The sequence below is a fragment of the Serinicoccus chungangensis genome, assembly GCF_006337125.1.
GTDB lineage: Bacteria > Actinomycetota > Actinomycetes > Actinomycetales > Dermatophilaceae > Ornithinicoccus > Ornithinicoccus chungangensis.
The window spans coordinates 3,181,567-3,200,486 of the sequence record NZ_CP040887.1 but is presented as its reverse complement, the minus strand read 5'-3'; the positions used below and the strand labels follow the sequence as shown (position 1 = coordinate 3,200,486).

At 72.3% G+C, this 18,920-nt stretch carries 19 protein-coding genes; 13 read left to right on the top strand and 6 right to left on the bottom strand.

Translation table 11 applies throughout. The annotated features are described in order from the left end of the window. The first annotated feature begins 95 nt into the window (after positions 1-95). Positions 96-1,010 carry a sulfite exporter TauE/SafE family protein gene (locus tag FHD63_RS14580; RefSeq protein WP_139722668.1) on the top strand — a complete coding sequence of 305 codons (915 nt, stop codon included), beginning with the start codon at positions 96-98 and terminating at the stop codon, positions 1,008-1,010. Here FHD63_RS14580 and FHD63_RS14575 read toward each other — a convergent pair. Next, positions 952-1,383 (bottom strand): pyridoxamine 5'-phosphate oxidase family protein, encoded by a 432-nt coding sequence (locus tag FHD63_RS14575; protein WP_139722667.1) that lies wholly within the window; start codon positions 1,381-1,383, stop codon positions 952-954. The two genes, FHD63_RS14580 and FHD63_RS14575, sit on opposite strands and share 59 nt — an antisense overlap. 123 nt (positions 1,384-1,506) lie before the next feature. After that, complete coding sequence (locus tag FHD63_RS14570; RefSeq protein ID WP_139722666.1) at positions 1,507-2,775, bottom strand: Nramp family divalent metal transporter; 1,269 nt, start codon at positions 2,773-2,775, stop codon at positions 1,507-1,509. Positions 2,776-2,853: 78 nt separating this feature from the next. Here FHD63_RS14570 and FHD63_RS14565 point away from each other — a divergent pair, with 78 nt between their 5' ends. The 4 genes from FHD63_RS14565 (at position 2,854) to FHD63_RS17070 (ending at position 4,826) form a co-directional block, all read left to right on the top strand. Beyond that, entirely contained in the window at positions 2,854-3,732 is an 879-nt protein-coding gene (locus FHD63_RS14565) for an MOSC domain-containing protein (RefSeq protein WP_139722665.1), read from the top strand. Between the two features lie 211 nt (positions 3,733-3,943). Continuing rightward, complete coding sequence (locus FHD63_RS14560; protein WP_139722664.1) at positions 3,944-4,138, top strand: hypothetical protein; 195 nt, start codon at positions 3,944-3,946, stop codon at positions 4,136-4,138. A gap of 122 nt (positions 4,139-4,260) precedes the next feature. Further along, entirely contained in the window at positions 4,261-4,581 is a 321-nt protein-coding gene (locus FHD63_RS16755; protein ID WP_238705690.1) for a mycothiol transferase, read from the top strand. A 44-nt stretch (positions 4,582-4,625) separates the two neighbouring features. Then, positions 4,626-4,826, top strand: coding sequence for a mycothiol transferase (locus FHD63_RS17070; RefSeq protein ID WP_420853108.1), 201 nt, complete (start codon positions 4,626-4,628; stop codon positions 4,824-4,826). Between the two features lie 92 nt (positions 4,827-4,918). Here the strand turns inward: FHD63_RS17070 and FHD63_RS14550 are convergent, their stop codons facing one another. Both FHD63_RS14550 and FHD63_RS14545 read right to left on the bottom strand, forming a co-directional pair. Continuing rightward, positions 4,919-6,283: an HNH endonuclease signature motif containing protein gene (locus FHD63_RS14550; RefSeq protein ID WP_158296806.1), complete on the bottom strand. Its 1,365-nt coding sequence runs from the start codon at positions 6,281-6,283 to the stop codon at positions 4,919-4,921. Positions 6,284-6,435: 152 nt separating this feature from the next. Next, positions 6,436-6,999 carry an ArsR/SmtB family transcription factor gene (locus FHD63_RS14545; protein WP_139722662.1) on the bottom strand — a complete coding sequence of 188 codons (564 nt, stop codon included), beginning with the start codon at positions 6,997-6,999 and terminating at the stop codon, positions 6,436-6,438. Between the two features lie 16 nt (positions 7,000-7,015). Between FHD63_RS14545 and FHD63_RS14540 the strand changes: the two genes are divergently transcribed. From FHD63_RS14540 to FHD63_RS16340, 5 genes are all read left to right on the top strand, one after another. Then, on the top strand, positions 7,016-7,636 hold the full coding sequence (locus FHD63_RS14540; RefSeq protein ID WP_420853107.1) for a dienelactone hydrolase family protein: 621 nt from the start codon (positions 7,016-7,018) through the stop codon (positions 7,634-7,636). A 74-nt stretch (positions 7,637-7,710) separates the two neighbouring features. Continuing rightward, positions 7,711-8,193, top strand: a complete 483-nt coding sequence (locus FHD63_RS14535; RefSeq protein WP_139722660.1) for an NADH-quinone oxidoreductase subunit NuoE family protein — start codon at positions 7,711-7,713, stop codon at positions 8,191-8,193. Continuing rightward, positions 8,190-9,725 (top strand): NADH-ubiquinone oxidoreductase-F iron-sulfur binding region domain-containing protein, encoded by a 1,536-nt coding sequence (locus tag FHD63_RS14530; protein WP_139722659.1) that lies wholly within the window; start codon positions 8,190-8,192, stop codon positions 9,723-9,725. The genes FHD63_RS14535 and FHD63_RS14530 overlap by 4 nt, the downstream gene beginning before the upstream one ends. Beyond that, positions 9,722-12,817, top strand: a complete 3,096-nt coding sequence (gene fdhF / locus FHD63_RS14525) for a formate dehydrogenase subunit alpha (RefSeq protein WP_139722658.1) — start codon at positions 9,722-9,724, stop codon at positions 12,815-12,817. Before FHD63_RS14530 ends, fdhF begins: the two co-directional genes overlap by 4 nt. Then, positions 12,814-13,239: a formate dehydrogenase subunit delta gene (locus tag FHD63_RS16340; protein WP_202978388.1), complete on the top strand. Its 426-nt coding sequence runs from the start codon at positions 12,814-12,816 to the stop codon at positions 13,237-13,239. The genes fdhF and FHD63_RS16340 overlap by 4 nt, the downstream gene beginning before the upstream one ends. Before the next feature lie 6 nt (positions 13,240-13,245). Here FHD63_RS16340 and FHD63_RS14515 read toward each other — a convergent pair whose 3' ends face one another. Continuing rightward, entirely contained in the window at positions 13,246-14,517 is a 1,272-nt protein-coding gene (locus tag FHD63_RS14515; RefSeq protein WP_139722657.1) for a multidrug effflux MFS transporter, read from the bottom strand. A gap of 98 nt (positions 14,518-14,615) precedes the next feature. Between FHD63_RS14515 and FHD63_RS14510 the strand changes: the two genes are divergently transcribed. Both FHD63_RS14510 and FHD63_RS14505 read left to right on the top strand, forming a co-directional pair. Next, positions 14,616-15,407 carry a VOC family protein gene (locus FHD63_RS14510; RefSeq protein WP_139722656.1) on the top strand — a complete coding sequence of 264 codons (792 nt, stop codon included), beginning with the start codon at positions 14,616-14,618 and terminating at the stop codon, positions 15,405-15,407. A gap of 114 nt (positions 15,408-15,521) precedes the next feature. Beyond that, a complete protein-coding gene (locus tag FHD63_RS14505; protein ID WP_139722655.1) occupies positions 15,522-17,246 on the top strand; it encodes an alpha-amylase family glycosyl hydrolase in 1,725 nt (574 codons plus the stop codon). On the opposite strand, the gene FHD63_RS14500 is transcribed toward FHD63_RS14505, so the two are convergent. Further along, positions 17,231-17,917, bottom strand: a complete 687-nt coding sequence (locus FHD63_RS14500) for a response regulator transcription factor (protein WP_139722654.1) — start codon at positions 17,915-17,917, stop codon at positions 17,231-17,233. The genes FHD63_RS14505 and FHD63_RS14500 overlap by 16 nt on opposite strands. Before the next feature lie 119 nt (positions 17,918-18,036). Between FHD63_RS14500 and FHD63_RS14495 the strand changes: the two genes are divergently transcribed. Further along, a complete protein-coding gene (locus FHD63_RS14495) occupies positions 18,037-18,903 on the top strand; it encodes a glycosyltransferase family 2 protein (RefSeq protein WP_139722653.1) in 867 nt (288 codons plus the stop codon). Positions 18,904-18,920 lie beyond the last annotated feature (17 nt).

Sequence of the window (18,920 nt, the reverse complement as noted above, 5' to 3'; positions counted from 1 at the left end):
CACTTGACATTAATCCTATCCGACCGACAGGATTAGCAGGATTAATCCGGTCGTTCGGACCGGTCCCGTGTCGTTCCACCCCCCAGGAGGGGCTCATGCGTCAACTCATCCTGCTCGCGCTCGTCGGGCTCGCGGCCCAGCTCGTCGACGGCGGTCTCGGCATGGCCTACGGGGTGACGACGACCACGCTGCTGCTCATGCTCGGCACCAACCCGGCAGCGGCCTCGGCGACGGTCCACCTCGCCGAGATCGGGACGACCCTGGCCTCGGGTGCGTCGCACTGGAAGTTCGGCAACGTCGACTGGAAGGTCGTCGTGCGGGTGGGGGTGCCGGGCGCGGTCGGCGCCTTCCTCGGCGCCACCGTGCTGAGCTCGATCGACGCCGAGGTGGCCCGGCCCATCACCGCCACGATCCTGCTGGTGCTCGGGGTCTACCTCCTGGCGCGGTTCACCCGCAGCGGCATGCGGACGGACCGGCTCGGGCAGCCGCTGCGGCGCCGCTTCCTCGCGCCGCTGGGGCTCTTCGCCGGCTTCCTGGACGCCACCGGTGGTGGCGGCTGGGGCCCGGTGGGCACGCCGGCCCTCCTCGCGAGCGGTCGGATGGAGCCGCGCAAGGTCGTCGGCTCGATCGACGCCTCGGAGTTCCTCGTGGCACTGGCCGCCAGCCTGGGCTTCCTCGTCGGCCTGGGTCACCAGGGCATCAACTACGCCTGGGTGCTGGCTCTCCTGGCCGGTGGGGTGGTCGCGGCACCCATCGCCGCCTGGCTCGTGCGGATCGTGCCCGCGCGCCTGCTCGGGGTGGGCGTGGGCGGCCTCATCGTGCTGACGAACACGCGGACGCTGCTGCGCACCGAGGCGATCGACGCCGGTGACGTGACCCGCTCGCTGGTCTACGCCGTGATCGTCGCGGTGTGGCTGGGTGCGGTGAGCTACGTCGTGGCCGCGCTGCGGGTCAGCCGTGCCGCCGCAGGTGCCGCCACGGACGGCTCAGAGCGAACCTCCGCCCGCTGACCTCGGTCACGGTGATGGCGACGACGTTGAACTTCTCGGTGCCGACCCAGGGGCGCAGCCGCAGGTTGTCGACCTCGCGGGCCTCCTGGCCCTCGAGGACCGCGGCGGTGCCGCGGGCGATGACGCTCCAGGCGGTCTCGGCGTCGTCGTCGACCTGGTCGATCTCGAAGGCGACGTCGGAGTCCATGACGACACCGAGCAGCTTGGACCCCTCGGCGGTGCGGAAGACCAGCCGGTCGCGGTCGGCGGCGTAGTTGACCGGGGCGATGTGCACCTCGTCGGTGAGGTGGTAGGCCAGCCGGCCGAACTCCTGTGAGGCGAGGAGGTCCCAGCACTCACGCTCGGAGAGGGTGGTCGTGGGCGAGTCGCTCATGAGCTGCTCCTGACGTCGAGGGCGTGCTCCCATGTTACTACAGCACGTCGTAACCGTGGCCTGACCGACGCCGCCCCTCGACGCCACGCCGCGGGGCCCTCCAGCGCCCGCGGCGCCGTGGCGTCAGCCGCCGAACGCCCGCTCGAGCGCGCTCTGGACCTGGGTGATCGCCAGCCAGGCGAAGAGCAGCGCGCAGATGCCCATGAGGACGTTGACCACCGGACCGTTGCGCCACTCCTGCGGGGTGCGCGAGGTGTTGAGGATCCACAGGAGGGTGACGGCGAGGAAGGGCATGAAGAACGCGCCGAGGACGCCGTAGGCCAGGATGAGCCACACCGGCTGACCCAGGAAGAGCATGATCATCGGCGGGAAGGTCAGCCAGAGGATGTAGGCGCGGTACCAGGTGCCGCCGAGCCGGGTGCTGGGGTGGTCCTTGGGCAGCCCGCGGGCGTGGCCGACGAAGTCGGCGAACATCATCGACACGCCGTTCCACACCCCGACCAGCGAGCTCATGGCGGCCGCCCAGAAGCCGACGAGGAAGACCGTCCCGGCCCACGCGCCATACCGGCCCCGGAGGACCTCGGACAGGTCCAGCAGCCCTTCGTCGCCGGTCTCGACCGCGATGCCGGCGGAGTAGAGCAGCTCTGCTCCGACGATGAGCGTGGAGATGACGAAGATGCCGGTGACGGTGTAGGCGACGGTGTTGTCGAGGCGCATGACCCGCATGTGGCCCGGCGTCGTCCAGCCCTTCTCCCGGATCCAGTAGCCGTAGGCCGCCAGCGTGATGGTGCCGCCGACGCCGCCCGCGACGGACAGGACGTTGATGAGGCCCCCCTCGGGGATCCGCGGGACCAGGCCGGCGATGAGCTCGGGGATGTTGGGCAGCGTGAGCAGCGCGGCCAGGAACATCGTCACGAACATGATGCCCACCAGGGCAGCGCAGAGCTTCTCGAAGAAGGCGTACCGGCCGAACCACACCAGCGCCGCGCCGACGAGGCCGGACAGCACGCCCCAGCCGGTGACCGAGAGCCAGGGGAAGAGGCTGTGCAGCGGCAGGCCGGTCCCGGCCATGGCGGCCGCGCCGTAGACGAAGCCCCAGATGACGATGTAGGGGGCGAAGTACCAGCTCGTCCACCTGCCGAGCGTCGCCCACCCCTCGTAGATCGTGTTGCCGGTGGCGAGCGAGTAGCGCCCGGCTCCCTCGACGAGCACCACCTTGAGGAGGCAGCCGACGACGACCGCCCAGAGCAGGGCGTAGCCGAATCGCTGCCCGGCGATGACGGTGGCGACGAGGTCGGCGGCGCCCACTCCCGTGGCGGCGACGATGAGGCCCGGCCCGACGAGGCTCCACCCCGCCCGCGAGCTCTCGGTGGTCTGAGACTGCGATGTCATGGGTCTTGTCTACACGGGGCGGGTCGCGAGGCCGTGGCGCTCCCACCCGGGGCGGCGGGTGTCGTGACACGCTGAGGTATGCGCGTGAGCGAGCTGTGGAGGTATCCCGTCAAGTCCTTCGGCGGGGAGTCGGTGGGCGAGTCCGTGGTCGAGCCGTGGGGGTTGGAGGGTGACCGGCGGTGGGGTGTCGTGGGGCCGGACGGCTTCCCGGTGACCGCCCGTGAGTGCCACGACCTGCTGGGGCTGACCGCGACGACGGTGGACGAGGAGACCATCCGGATCACCGCCCGCGACGGCGGCTCCATCCTCGTGGAGACGCCGCTCGGGGTGCCGCCGGTGCCGGTCGGGCACTCGCGGCAGGGGTTCGCGCCACCGGCGGACCAGGACGTGAGCGAATGGGTCACGGACCAGGTGGGCCGCGCGTTGCGGCTGGTGTGGCAGGAGGACCCGACCGTCCGCCGGATCTCGGGCGCGCACGGTGGCCAGGAAGGGGAGTCGGTGTCGCTCGCCGACACCGGGCCCCTGCTGCTGACGAGCGAGGCGTCGCTGGGCCGGCTGAACGACTGGATCCTCGAGGGCGGGGATGAGCCGGTGCCGATGAGCCGCTTCCGTCCCAACGTCGTCGTCGACGGCGCCGACGCGGAGCCGTTCGACGAGGACGGGTGGGAGTTCGTGACGGTCGGGCAGGTGCGCTACCGGCGCACGGAGCTGTGCGACCGCTGCGTCATGACGCAGATCGACCTGCAGACGCTGGAGACGGGGAAGGAGCCGATCCGCACCCTGGCGCGGCACCGCAGGTGGGACGGCGCGACGTGGTTCGGCATCCGCCTGGTGCCCGTGGGACTGACCGGCGGACGGGGGACGGTCGCCGTGGGGGACGAGCTCGTGCCGGAGAGGGCGGAGACGACGGAGACGACTGAGACGGCGGGGGCGGCGGGGGCGGCGGACGGCCGATGAGGTCGGGGGTCGTCTGGGCGACGTGGGGCTACGCGACCCTGGTGGTGCTCGGTGTCGTGTGGGTGCTCGTGGACGACCATCTCGCGTCCCGCGCCACGGCCTCCGGACTGGTCGGGGGAGCGTCCGTGGCACTCGTGGTGACGGCACTGGCGCCTCGACACCCCTCGGATGGGCCCCGGCGCTGTTCGCCTTCGCGAGCGTCGCGTTGGGGGTGCATCTCGTCGGCTCACGGCTGGCCGAGCTGGAGCAGCCGGGGTCGACCCTCGGCGGGTCGGGCACCGACCTGATCCTCCTGCTGCTCCTGGTCGCCTGGCCGGTGGGCTTCGTGCTGACCGTCGTGCTGCTGCTCTCGAGGCCTGTCGCGCTGGTCGAACCTGGCGGGCCACCGAGGTCGACGGACGGCTGACGCAGCCCTGGGCCCGCTGGGAGGAGCGTGTTCCACGACACCGGCGGTCGAAGGTGCAGCGACAGCACGCCGGTGATCGCCCAGCCCTGGCCAGCACTCCTGAGAGGCCCTAGATTCGGGTCATGGCACTGGACGCCGAGCGGAGCGACCTCATCTCCACCCTCGACCGGCACCGCGGTTTCCTGCTGCAGACCAGCGAGGGACTGACGGAGGAGCGGGCGCGGACGGCGAGCACGGTCAGCACGCTCAGCATCGCCTCGATCCTCAAGCACGTCGCGGACACCGAGGAGCAGTGGATGCAGTTCGCCCTGCGCGGTGACGAGGCGTTCGGGGACTCCTACGACCAGGACGTGGACTGGGGGCGGTCGACGCGGTCGCGGCGGAGGGCGGCCAGGACGGGGGTGAGGACGGGGGTGAGTGGGAGGACCACCGCTTCGACCTGACCGCCGAGGAGACGCTGCCCGTCCTGCGACGACGGGTCCTCGACGTGGGTCGGGAGACGACGCGCATCCTGGAGGACGCGGACCTGGACGTGTCGCACCCGCTCCCGACGGCACCGTGGTTCGAGGACGGTGCCTCGTGGTCGGTGCGTCGCGTGGCGCTCCACGTGCTCGCCGAGATCTCCCAGCATGCCGGACACGCCGACATCATCCGGGAGGCGATCGACGGACGACGCACGATGGGGTGAGGGCACCAGCGCCAGGCAGGCTGACGAGCACCTCACGTGTCAAACAGGCTGCCGCCGCCGACCCTCCAGGGGTCAGCTGCGGGGCTGGGTCGTCAGACGTGCCAGGTGACGGTGCCGCCGCTCACGGTGGCGGTCAGGTCGTGCTGATGCACATGGGTGTGGTGCCGACCGCACAGCAGGGCCATCCGCGCCACATCGGTGTGGCCACCACGGGCCCAGTGGTCGAGGTGGTGGGTGTCGCACCACTGCGGGAGCGCGCTGCAGCCGGGGAAGGAGCACCCGCCGTCCCGCACCGCCAGAGCCTTCCACTGCGCCGGGGTGGCGTAGCGCGCGTCGCGACCCAGCGCGAGCGGCGCGCCGTCGGCGGAGAGCCAGACCGGCGTCACGTCGGCGCTGCAGGCGACCTCGGCGGCCTGGCGCGGCGCCACGTAGTCACCCGCGGCCGTGGTGGCCGGGCCGGAGGGGACCCCTCCCGCGGGGTCGAAGGGGATCATGAGCAGGACGGTGGCCCGCGCCGTCGAGGGCGGTGCCCCGGGGCGGCCGACCCCTCGCTGGATGGTGGTGGCCAGGGCGTCGAAGCGTCGCTGCGCCGGGCTCCTCGTGTCCGGCTCGAGGACCTGGCCCTGCTCGTCCTTGACCGGAGCGGGGGCGGCCAGGGACGAGGTGAGGACACCGTTGATCGTGGCGGCGACACCGTCGGGGGCGTCGATCGTGACCCGGGTCAGCCCAGGGCCGACCCTCCGCGTGGTGACCGACCGCAGCTCCTGCGCGGCGCGTTCACGCTCACCCGGCGCCGCCTCGTGCAGCAGGTCCTCGACGAGCTGGTGGCAGACCCGGGCGAGGTCCTTGTCCGCCAGGTCGCGGCGCCCGGCGGCCCGGGTGGCGATCTCGGCGTAGGCCTCGCGCTGGTCGACGTCGAGCGAGCCCTCCAGCCGGCTCATCGTCCGTGCGACCAGCGCCGCCCGGTGCAGCGGGACGGTCCCGTCTCGCACGGCGTCACCGATCTGCGCCGTGACCGGCGAGTCGCACGCCTTCACCACCTCGGTGATCTGCGCCGCCTCCTGCGTGCTCAGCCACGGGCAGCGCACGCGCAGCCAGTCGGTCAGCGAGAGGGCGACGTCCCGGTGCAGACCTCGGACCGCCGCCTCGCGGGCCAGCGTGAACCCCACCGCGCCCAGCTGGGTCTGCAGCCGGCCGACCGACTCGATGGCCTCGACGAGGCTCCCGTCGAGCACGGTCGCGACGTCCTCGGCCGTCAGCGCGGCCCGGTGCACCGCCCCGCGCGCCTCGACCAGACCCCCGTGCAGCTCGCGCGCCGGCAGGTCTCGACCCCGACCGCCCAGCGCGTCGTAGACCTCGCTCATGAAGGCTTCGTAGGCCGCCGCGTCCAACCGGTCGATCTCGTCCAGCGGTCCCTCGTCGACCTCCCCCGCCGCGCCTCCTCCTGCGGCAGTCACCCCGGAAGCCGACCACCCGTCGAGCCTCCGCTCCTGCACTCCCCCGAGCTCCTCCATACCCGCAGCCAAGCACCGACCACCGACATACCCCCGACCTGCGACGGCAACCCCGGCGGCGGGCGACGTGCCGGCCCCCGGGCACGCCGGGCGGTTCACTCCGGGGACGGCAACCGGGGATGGTCGCTGGGGTAGACGCCGACGGCGAACCCGTAGACGGTGTCGCCCGAGCGCGGCAGACCGTCGAACTCCTCGACCAGCGCGGCCATCCGCTCCCAGAACTCCGAGACCTGCTCCTCCGAGAGCCGCGCGTGCCGGAGGAAGCCCCAGAGCCTCCCCTCGGCGAAGGCCGGTCCGGACTCCTGGGCGGCGACGGCGAGGTCGTTGAAGTCCAGGGGCATGCCCTCACCGGCGGCCAGCGGCTCCGCCGCGACGTGGAACATGCGGGCGGTGCGGCCGTAGAAGCGCTCCTCGACCGCGCGCACCCTGCGCGTGCGCACGACCCGCACCAGCCCCGTGCGCCGGAGGACCGCCACGTGGTGGGCGACCGTGCTCTTCGGGCGCCCGACCGACGTGGCGAGCTCGGTCACGGTCGCCGCGCGCTCGTGGAGCAGCTGCAGGATCGTGGTGCGCAGGGGGTGGCCGATCGCCTTGACCTGCTCGGCGCGGGTGAGCGCCAGCCGGTCGGCGAGCTCGTAGTCCGGGGGGTTGTCGTCCACGACGCATCAGACTAACGTGTCCGAACGTTCGATATTTGTCGATCATCAGACGAGTGAGGATCCGCGCATGGCCGAGCTGTTGCTGTTCCACCACATCCAGGGCCTCACCGAGGGTGTCGAGGCCCTCGCCGAGGACCTCCGGGCGGACGGGCACGTCGTGCACGTCCCCGACCTCTACGACGGGCGGGTCTTCGACAGCATCGAGGAGGGGTTCGCGCACGCCCGGGCGACCGGCTTCGACGCGCTGCGGGAGCGAGGCGCCGCGGCGGCCGACGGGCTCGGTGACGACCTCGTGTATGCCGGCCTCTCGTTCGGGGTGACGATCGCCCAGCGGCTGGCGCAGACCCGGCCCGGAGCCCGCGGTGCGCTCCTCCTGCACTCGTGCCTGCCGGTCTCGGAGTTCGGCGGGTCGTGGCCGGAGGGCGTGCCCGTCCAGATCCACGGCATGGCCGACGACGAGTTCTTCGAGGAGGACCTCCCCGCCGCGCGCGAGCTCGCCGAGGCGCACCCGGGCGCCGAGCTCTTCGTCTATCCCGGTGACCAGCACCTCTTCACCGACCGTTCGCTGGAGGCCTACGACGCCGACGCGGCCGCGCTGGTGACGCGGCGGGTGCGGGCGTTCCTCGCGCAGCGATGAGCCAGAGAGTTCGGCGCCGGTCCGTGGGTGGGCGGACGTAGAGTAGGAAGCCACCCGAGGATGGGAGGCGCGACGTGGCGCGTGCAGGTCGGCAGCAGACGGAGGAGCTGACACCCCGGTCGGCCCGGGCGGAGTCGGTCCGCGAGATCGCGCAGGGGTATGCCCGGGAGCGGGGACCGCTGCTGGAGATCCTCCACGCGGTGCAGGCCGAGCACGGCTGCATCGCCGAGGAGGACGTCCCGGAGATCGCCGACGTCCTCAACCTCTCGGTGGCCGAGGTGCACGGCACCGTCAGCTTCTACCACGACTTCCGGCGCACCCCCGCGCCCGACCACCAGGTCCAGGTCTGCCGGGCCGAGGCGTGCCAGGCCGTGGGGGCCGCCGAGCTCTGGGCGGCGACCGAGGAGCGCTTCGCCCACCGCGAGGACGTCGAGGTCCGTGAGGTCTTCTGCTTCGGCAACTGCGCCCTGGGACCCAGCGCCAGCATCGACGGACAGCTGCGCGGTCGTGTGACCATTGACGACCTCGCCACCGCGGAGTCAGGCTGGTCCCGATGACCACCGTCTGGGTCCCCGCCGACTCCTCGGCCCGCGCCGTCGGCGCCGACGCGGTGGCCGCCGCCCTCGCCGAGGTCGAGGGGGTGACGGTCCGCCGCAACGGCACCCGCGGCATGCTCTGGCGCGAGCCCCTCGTGGAGGTCGAGACCGACCGCGGGCGCGTCGGCTACGCCACCGTGGCACCGCACGACGTCCCTGGCCTCCTCGAGGCAGGGATGCTCGAGGGCGCCGACCACGGGAGCTGCATCGGGGTGGTCGACGACGAGCCGTGGCTCACGGCCCAGGACCGGGTGAGCCTCGCGCGCATCGGGCTGGCCGAGCCCACCGACATCCACGCCTACGAGGCCCAGGGCGGATGGGCCGGGCTCCGCCGGGCGCTCGAGACGGACCCGGCCGACGTCGTCGAGGAGGTCGTGACCTCCGGGCTGCGCGGCCGCGGGGGAGCCGGCTTCCCGACCGGCGTGAAGTGGCGCACCGTCCTGCAGGCGCAGGCCGAGCAGAAGTTCGTCGCCTGCAACCTCGACGAGGGCGACTCGGGCACCTTCGCCGACCGCATCCTGGCCGAGGCCGACCCGTTCACCCTCCTCGAGGGCATGACCATCGCCGCGGTCACCGTCGGCGCCACCGAGGGCTACATCTACTGCCGCAGCGAGTACCCCGACGCCATCGCCCGGCTGCGGGACGCGATCGCCGTGGCCGCCGAGCACGGCTACCTCGGCGACGACGTCGCCGGCAGCGGCCGCTCCTTCCGGCTGCAGGTCCGGGTCGGCGCCGGCGCCTACATCTGCGGCGAGGAGACCTCGATGCTCGAGTCTCTCGAGGGACGCCGCGGCGAGGTCCGCGCCAAGCCGCCGATCCCGGCCCTGCGCGGCCTGTGGGGCAGCCCGACGGTGGTCAACAACCTGCTCTCCTTCGCCGCCATCCCCATGATCCTGGCCGACGGCGGCGAGGCCTACGCCGCCCGCGGTGTCGGCAGGTCGCGCGGCACGCAGATCTTCCAGCTCGCCGGCAACATCGCCCGCGGCGGCGTCTACGAGGCCCCGCTCGGCATCACCCTGCGCGAGCTCGTCGAGGACGTCGGCGGCGGCACCCGCACCGGCCGACCGGTCCGCGCGGTCCAGGTGGGAGGCCCGCTGGGCGCCTACCTCCCGGCCGACCGGCTGGACGTCCCCATGGGCTACGAGGAGCTCGCGGAGGCGGGCGGCATGCTCGGCCACGGCGGCCTCGTCGTCTTCGACGACACCGTCGACATGGCCCGGATGGCCCGCTTCGCCATGGAGTTCTGCTCGGTCGAGTCCTGCGGCAAGTGCACTCCGTGCCGCATCGGTTCCACCCGCGGGGTCGAGACGATCGACCGGATCACCAGCACGCCCGCCGGCGCGGAGGGGCGTGACCAGCTCTTCGTCCTCCTCGAGGACCTCTGCGCCACCATGACCACCGGCTCGCTGTGCGCCATGGGCGGGCTCACGCCCGTCCCCGTCCGCAGCGCCCTCACCCACTTCCCGGAGGACTTCGGAGGGAGCCCGCGATGACCGCCACCATCCCCACCGCCGAGCAGGTCGCCAGCCAGCTCGGTCAGGCCAGCCGCGACGGCACCCCCCTGCCCGGTGCGCCCGGCGCCCTCGACGGGGTGACGGGCGCGGCATACCTGCCCGAGCCCGACTTCGGGACGCCCGAGGTGCACAGCGAGACCACCGTCACCCTCACCATCGACGACCGCGAGGTCACCGTGCCGGAGGGCACGTCGGTGATGCGGGCCGCGCGCGAGGCCGGGGTGCAGATCCCCAGCCTGTGCGCGACCGACTCGCTCAAGGCCTTCGGCTCGTGCCGCCTCTGCCTCGTCGAGGTCGAGGGCGGCAAGGGCACGCCCGCCTCGTGCACGACGCCCTGTGCGGACGGAGCCGTCGTCCGCACCCAGACGGAGGAGGTCCGCCGGGTCCGTCGTGGGGTGATGGAGCTCTACCTGTCCGACCACCCGACGGACTGCGCGGGCTGCGCGCGCGGCAGCTGCCAGGTGGCCGCGCTCGCTCACCAGGCGGGGGTCGCCGAGGTACGTTACGGTCTTCCCACCCCCCGGAGGGACGGGTCCCCCGCACTGCGCAGGCAGGCGGAGGTCCCGTCCGGGGGGGTCCAGGAGGACGACCCCGCCGGGGGTAGCGGTGAGCGGGTCAGCGCCGGTCACGGCCCCGTCCTCGGGCGCGGCCCGGTCGACACCTCCAACCCCTACTTCGACTACACCCCCGACGCCTGCATCGCCTGCTCCCGCTGCGTGCGCGCCTGCTCCGACATCCAGGGCACCTTCGCGCTCACCGTCGAGGGCCGCGGGCTGGCCTCCCGCATCGCGCCGGGCCCCACCGACTTCTTCGGATCCGAGTGCGTCTCCTGCGGCGCCTGCGTGCAGGCCTGCCCGACCGACGCGCTCACCGAGAAGTCCGTGGTCAGCCTCGGTATGCCGAAACGCACCGTCGAGACCACGTGCGCCTACTGCGGGGTCGGGTGCTCCTTCCGCGCCGAGGTCACCGACACGCGGGACGAGCAGACGGGGCAGACCCGGACCCAGGTCGTCCGGATGATGCCGCTCAAGGAGGGCAAGGCCAACGAGGGCCACTCCTGCGTCAAGGGACGGTTCGCCTACGGCTACACCGACCACGAGGACCGCCAGCTGTCCCCGATGGTGCGCGACAGCATCGAGGACGAGTGGCGCGCGGTCTCCTGGGAGGAGGCGATCTCGCGGGTGGCCGAGGGCTTTCGGGGGATCCAGGAGCGGCACGGCGTCGGCTCGATCGGCGGCATCTCCTCCAGCAGGTGCACCAACGAGGAGGTCTACGTCGTCCAGAAGATGGTGCGCGCGGCCTTCGGCAACAACAACGTCGACACCTGTGCGCGGGTCTGCCACAGCCCCACCGGCTACGGCCTCAACCAGACTTTCGGCACCTCCGCCGGCACCCAGGACTTCGCCTCCGTCGAGGACACCGACGTGGTCCTGCTCATCGGGGCCAACCCCACCGACGCCCACCCGGTCTTCGCCTCCCGGATGAAGCAGCGGCTGCGCGAGGGGGCGCAGATCATCGTCGCCGACCCGCGCGAGATCGCCCTGGTCCGCTCCCCGCACGTCGAGGCCGCGCACCACCTCCCGCTGCTGCCCGGCTCCAACGTCGCCTTCGTCAACGCGATGGCCCACACCATCGTCACCGAGGGCCTGCACGACAAGGGGTTCCTCGAGGAGCGCTGCGAGGACGTCGAGGCCTACCTCGACTTCATCCGCGCGCCGGAGAACTCGCCGGAGGCGACCGCGGGGGCGACCGGGCTGGACCCGGAGCGCGTGCGCGAGGCGGCCCGGCTCTACGCCGCCGCACCGAACGGCTCGATCTACTACGGCCTCGGCGTCACCGAGCACAGCCAGGGCTCGACGATGGTCATGGGCATGGCCAACCTCGCCATGGTCACCGGCAACATCGGTCGGCCCGGCGTCGGCGTCAACCCGCTGCGCGGCCAGAACAACGTCCAGGGCAGCTGCGACATGGGGTCCTTCCCGCACGAGCTGCCGGGGTACCGCCACATCTCGCTGCCGGACGCGCGGGCGATCTACGAGGACCTGTGGGGCGTCACCCTGGACCCGGAGCCCGGGCTGCGGATCCCCAACATGTTCGACGCCGCGATCGGGGGCAGCTTCAAGGGGCTCTTCGTGCACGGCGAGGACATCGCCCAGTCCGACCCCAACCTGCGGCACGTGCGTGCGGCGCTGACCTCGATGGAGATGGTGGTGGTCCAGGACCTCTTCCTCAACGAGACCGCCCGCTACGCCCACGTCTTCCTGCCCGGCAGCAGCTTCCTGGAGAAGGACGGCACCTTCACCAACGCCGAGCGTCGCCTCGGTCGCGTGCGGCCGGTCATGCCGAGCCGGGTCGGCAAGGACGAGTGGAGGGTGGTGTGCGACATCGCCACGGCGATGGGCTACCCGATGGAGTATGCCTCCGCCTCGGAGATCATGGACGAGATCGCCGCCACGACCCCCACCTTCGCGGGGGTCAGCTTCGCGCGGCTCGACGCCGAGGGCTCGATGCAGTGGCCGGTCAACGACCGGGCGCCGCACGGGACCCCGACGATGCACGTGGACGAGTTCGTCCGGGGCAAGGGCAAGCTCATCCCCACCGTCTTCGTGCCCACGACGGAGACGACCAACCGGCGGTTCCCGCTCATCCTCACGACGGGGCGCATCCTCACCCAGTACAACGTCGGTGCCCAGACCCGTCGCACCGCCAACTCCACCTGGCACCCCGAGGACGTCCTCGAGCTGCACCCCGCCGACGCCGAGCTGCGGGGCATCCGCAGCGGCGACCGGGTCGAGCTGTCCAGCCGGGTGGGGACCACCACCCTCACCGCCCTGGTGTCGACCCGGATGCAGCCCGGCGTCGTCTACACGACCTTCCACCACCCGGTGACCGGCGCCAACGTCGTGACGACCGAGAACTCCGACTGGGCCACCAACTGCCCGGAGTACAAGGTCACCGCCGTCCAGGTCGGCGTCGCCAACGCCGGACGGGACCGCGAGGTGGCCGCGGAGGTCAGCGACGGGCACGACCCGGTCGACCCGGCGGTCGAGGTCGTCGGGGCGCACCGATGACGCAGGGCGGGCGGGACCCGTCGGAGCCGCAGTCCGGGTCGCCGGAGCCCTCGGGCGGCCTGCCCGATGCTCGGCCCGCGGCCGACGAGCCGGATCTCGACGCTCCGACCGACGCCGACCCGGCTCCCACCCAGGGGCCGCCGACCGGGCAGGCCGCCGACGCGACGACCCGTCAGCGGCTGCCCGCCGAGATCCGGATGGGCGAGGACATCGCCCGCGCCATGGCGCACCACCCACCGCAGCGGGCCGCCGAGGAGATCGCCACGCACCTCCGCAAGTTCTGGGACCCACGCATGCGCTCCTCGATCCTGGCGCGGGTCGAGGCGGGCGAGCCCATGGACGACCTGCTCCGGGCCGGGGTCGAGCTCTACCGCCAGGGCGAGATCGACCGCTCCGAGGTGGCCGAGCCCTCCGGCGGTTGAGGAGCCTCAGGCCGTGTCGGCCCCGGCTCCACCGACCACCGGGGCCTGCTCCTGCGAGCCGGTGGCGCGACGGTGCCAGACCCACAGGGCCGCACCCACCACCGCGAAGAGCGCGCTGGTCAGCGCGGCGGTCAGCAGGGTGCCCGTGACGAGCGGGCTGATGACCCCCGCCAGCAGGGCGTTGAAGACGAGCGCGGCGAAGGAAGCCATCGACGCCGCCGCCCCCCGGGCCTCGGGGAAGAGGTCGAGCATGGCCAGCTGCTGCACCGGGAAGGCCACGCCGATCGCCACCCCCATGGCAGCCGGTCCGAGCACCGCCCAGGGCAGCGTCGGTGCCACCGCGCACAGCAGCACGTTGAGCGCCGTCGCCGCGACGAGGCCGACCATGGTGACGTCCACCATGCGCGGGCCCTCCACCCGCCCGGCCAGCCGGTTGGTCAGCATCGACCCGGTGACCATGCCGCCGATCATCGGGACGAAGAGCATCCAGAAGTCCTGCTCGCCCCGGCCCAGCAGGTCGACGACCACGATGGGGGCGGCCACGACGTAGAGGAAGTAGGAGGCGAAGACGAAGGCCGAGGAGAAGGCCAGCCGCTGGAAACGGCCCGAGCGGGCGACGTACCCCAGCGACCGCAGCACCGCTCCCACCCGCAGCGGGCTGCGTCGCTCCTCCGGGTGGGTCTCGGGCAGCACGACGGCGGTGAGCACGGCGGCGCCGACGCCGTAGGCGGCCACGAACCAGAAGATCCAGTGCCACGGACCGAACCGCAGGATCTCGCCGCCGATGACCGGCGCGACCGCCGGGGCGACGGCGAAGATCATCATGACCCGGGCCATGAGCCGCTGCGCCTCGGCACCGGAGAAGAGGTCGCGGATGACCGCGCGGCTGACGATCGTCGCGGCCCCGGCGAACAGACCCTGGAAGACGCGCGCCACCAGCAGCACGGCGAGCGTCGGGGCGAGCGCGCAGGCGACGGAGGCCACGACATACCCCACCAGCCCGCCGATTATCACCGGCTTGCGCCCCAGCGCGTCCGAGAGCGGTCCGTGGAAGACGCTCATGAGCGCGAAGCTGAGCAGGTAGATGCTGGTGATCTGCTGCAGCGCCGCGCTGTCGGCGTCGAAGTCCCGGCCGATCGCCTCGAAGCCGGGGAAGACCGTGTCGATGGTGAAGGGCCCGACCATCGCCAGCGCGGCGAGCGTCGTCGTGATCAGCAGGGTCGCCCGTTTGGGGTATGCCGCGGCGCCGGTCTGCGGTGCGCGGTCGGCGGACGTCACGGCCTCACGGTAGCCGCGGGACGGTGGACGTGTGTCGGTGGGCGGCCCTAGGTTCGTCAGTGTCCGACCGGACGTGGCGGACGAGCGAAGGAGCACCCATGTCCACCCGTGACAGCTATGCGGCAGGCACGCCCTGCTGGATCGACCTGATGGCCCCGGACGTCGACGCGGCGAAGGCGTTCTACACCTCGCTCTTCGGCTGGACCGCGCAGGACAGCTACGACGGCGACGGCACCTGGATCTACACCAACCTCTTGCACGACGGCAAGGTCGCGGCCGGCCTGGGGCGTCAGCCGGAGGAGATGTCGGCGGCCGGGACGCCGCCGACGTGGAGCACCTACGTCGCCACCGACGACGTTGACGCCACCACGGCCCGGGTCGAGGAGGCCGGGGGCGTGGTGATGATGCGGCCGATGGACGTCATGGACGTCGGCCGGATGGCGGTCTACGGCGACCCGACCGGCGCCGTCATCAGTGCCTGGCAGGCCGGATCCCACCGGGGTGCCGAGGTCTGCAACGAGCCCGGCACCTGGTCGTGGAACGAGCTCATGACGCGCGACCTCGAGGCGGCGTCGGCGTTCTACGCCGCCGTCTTCGGCTGGCACTACGACGACGTGCCGATGCCCTACGGCACCTACCGCGTGGTCAAGGGCGGCGAGGAGGGCGGCCTCGGCGGGCTCATGGCCATGCCGCCCAACGTGCCGGACCAGATCCCCAGCTACTGGACCGTCTACTTCACCACCGATGACGCCGACGCCACGGTCGAGCGCATCCAGGAGCTGGGTGGCGCCCTGGTGCACGGACCCGACGACATGGCCGGGGTCGGCCGGATGGCCACCGTGTCCGACCCGCAGGGCGGGGTCTTCATGGTGATGCAGCCGTCGTCGTAGGATTCGCAGCTCGCCCCCGGCGGCTACCATCGGCTCCGGGGGCGCGGGCACGACATCACCTGCGCCCGTCGTCGTGTCCACCTGCAGCAAGGAGCCTCTGTGAGCGTCGCCGGTATGGGTGCCATCCCGATCGAGGGCGGCTACGCCTTCCGCGTGTGGGCCCCGCACGCCACCGCGGTGAGCGTCGTCGGGGACTTCAACGGGTGGGACCCCGAGGCGCACGCCATGGAGTCCGAGGGCAACGGCCACTGGTACGCCGAGGCGTCGGGGGCGCAGATGTGGCAGGAGTACCAGTTCCTGCTGACCAACGGCGAGCAGACCTTCCACCGGATCGACCCGCGGGCGCTGGCCGTCACGAGCTCGGTGGGCAACGGGCTGCTCTACGACCACGGTGCCTTCGACTGGGAGGGTGACGACTTCACCCCGCCCCGCCAGCACGAGACCGTCGTCTACGAGACCCACATCGGCTCCTTCGTCGCCACCGACCACGGCCGCCCGGCCGACCTCGGCGACCTCATGGGCAAGCTCGACTACCTCGTGCAGCTGGGCGTCAACGCCATCGAGCTCATGCCGCTCATGGAGTTCGCCGGCGACTACTCCTGGGGCTACAACCCGGCGCACGTCTTCGCCGTCGAGTCGAGCTACGGCGGCCCGGAGGCCCTGAAGACCTTCGTCCGGGAGGCGCACCGGCGGGGTATCGCCGTCTACGTCGACGTCGTCTACAACCACTTCGGCCCCAGCGACCTGTCGACGTGGCAGTTCGACGGGTGGTCGGAGAACGGCAAGGGCGGGATCTACTTCTACAACGACCACCGCAGCGCCACGCCCTGGGGGGACACCCGCCCGGACTACGGGCGGCAGGAGGTGCGCGACTTCATCCTCGACAACGCCCGGATGTGGCTGCGCGACTACCACGCGGACGGCCTCCGGCTGGACATGACGCCCTACATGCGTCGGGTCGACGGCACCCACGGCGACGAGATCCCCGAGGGCTGGGAGATGATGCGCAGCATCGGGGAGATGGTGCGCGCCGAGTTCCCCCGCCACCTCGTCATCGCCGAGGACCTGCACGGCGTCGCAGCGGTCACCTCGACCGAGCCGGGTGGGGCAGCCATGCACGCCCAGTGGGACAGCCAGTTCGTCCACCCCGTCCGCGAGGCGCTCATCACCGGGGACGACGGGCAGCGGTCGGTCGAGGCGGTGGCCCAGGCCGTCACGCACACCTACCACCACGCCTTCGACCGGGTCATCTACACCGAGTCCCACGACGAGGTGTCGAACGGCAAGGCGCGCATCCCCTCCGAGGTGCAGGGGGACAACCCCGGCGGGTGGGACGCCCAGAAGCGCGCCACCCTGGGTGCCGCGCTGGTCCTCACCTCACCCGGCCTGCCCATGCTGTTCCAGGGTCAGGAGTTCCTCGAGGACGAGTGGTTCCGCGACGACGTCCCGCTGGACTGGGAGCGGGCGTGGGGGTTCCGGGACATCACCCAGATGTTCCGCGACCTCATCGCCATGCGGCGCAACCGCGACGGCACCACCGCCGGGCTGTCCGGTGCCCGCACCACGGTGGTGGTCGCCGACGACGACGCCAAGCTGCTGGCGTTCGTGCGCTCCACCGACGATGGCCAGCACGTGCTCGTCGCGGCCAACCTGTCGTCCCACGCGGTGCGGCATCCGGTCGAGCTCCCGGGTGACCGGTGGGAGGTGCTGTTCAACAGCGACGCACAGACCTACAGCCAGGTGTTCGGCAACCACCAGTCGCCGGCCATGGACATCGAGGACGGTCAGGGGATCCTCGACGTCGGGCCCTGGTCGGTCGTGCTCTACGCGCCCGCCTGAGACGACGCCTCGTCGTCCAGCTCCCGGGTCATCGTGTCCGGGGTCAGCCCGTGCTCCAGGCCCCAGCGGACCGCCTGCGACCGGCGGGTCACGCCCATCTTGCGGTAGGCCGTCCGGATGTAGGTCTTGACCGAGTTGATCGACAGGTAGGTCCGCATCGCGATGTCGGTGTTGGTGAGCCCCTGCGTGATGAGCGTGACGATCTCGGCCTCCCGGGCAGAGAGACCCTCGACCCGCCCGGGCCAGTCGCCGGGGGAGTGCGGCTCGGGGTTCGGGAGTCGGCTGGTCGCCGGCTCCACCACGACCTCCCCCGAGGCCACCCGCTCCAGGCACTCCACCAGCTCGGCGCCGCTGACCGTCTTGCCGATGTAGCCGCGGCACCCCTTGGCGAGCGCGATCTCGACGAGGGCCGGGTCGACGTTCCACGTGTAGACGACGACAGCCCCCGGGTCGTCGCTCTCCAGCACCTCGTCGAACTCGTCGCCGTCGACCTGCGGCTCGGAGAAGGTGTCGTAGAGGGTGACGTCGACCGACTGCTCGACCTCCGTCTGCGCGCCCAGCTCCACCACCGCCACCCGGTGCTGGAAGGGTTCGAGCATGGCCTGGAGGCCCCGGACGACCACCTCGAAGTCGTTCATCAGGGCCACGCGGAGCGGCTCTGTGCCAGCCATGTCCCGCACCTTACGCCGGGGCAGGGGGGCCTGGCACGCCGAACCGCCCCGGTCGGCGGCCCGAGAACCACCCTTTGGGATGTAGTGACCGTCCAGACGGGCTGCCTATGATTCGGCGCGTGCCCGTGAATGTTGCTGTGCTGACCATGACGCGCGGGCATCACGACCACCTGCTGGCCCAGGTAGACGGCCTGTCGGTAGGGACGATGCCGCCCGCGTTGCACGTCGTCATCTCCATGGGAGACCGCGACCTCACCCGCGGTCGGCTCCCCCTCGGGACCGACCGCTGGCAGACGATCGTCAAGCCGGTGACCACCGACCGGCGCGCGCTGCCCTACGCCGCCGCCCGCAACCGCGCCGCCGAGCTCGCGGTGGAGCAGGGCGCCGACGTCCTCGTCTTCCTCGACGCCTCGGTCATCCCCGGGCCGCACACGCTGGAGCGGTATGTCGCAGCCGTCACCGACCAGCGCGAGACGGGCACCCCCGCCGGTCCGGTGGTGTGGAGCTCGCCGGTCCTGCGCCTGCCGGAGCTGGAGAACCCCGCGCTCGGCTACCCGCTGCGGCAGATGCACGAGCTGAGCCTGCGCGCACCCGGTGCTCCCGCCCTCGCGCCCGGCGAGACCAAGGTCAACGAGCGCCTGCACCTCTTCACCCCGGCCAGCTTCGCGCTGAGCGTGGATGACTTCCACCAGGTGGGCGGGTTCTGCACCGACTACGTCGGTCCGGGCCTGGAGGCGTACGACTTCGCCCACGTCGTGGACCGTGCGGGTGGGTCGCTGGTCTGGGTCGGCGGCGCCGAGGCGTACCGCCAGCCCAGCGAGCGCCTGACGCCCGACCAGGAGGCGCGGTACGCGCGGGCCCACGCCGCGATCTGGCGGGAGCGGTGGGGCGGCGAGCCGGACCACCCGTGGCTCAGCCGCCTCGTCGGCGAGGGGGTCGTCCAGCGCGACGGCTCCGGCCGCATCCCTGCCCCCGCGCGGCGGTGATCCCCGCGCGGCGGGCG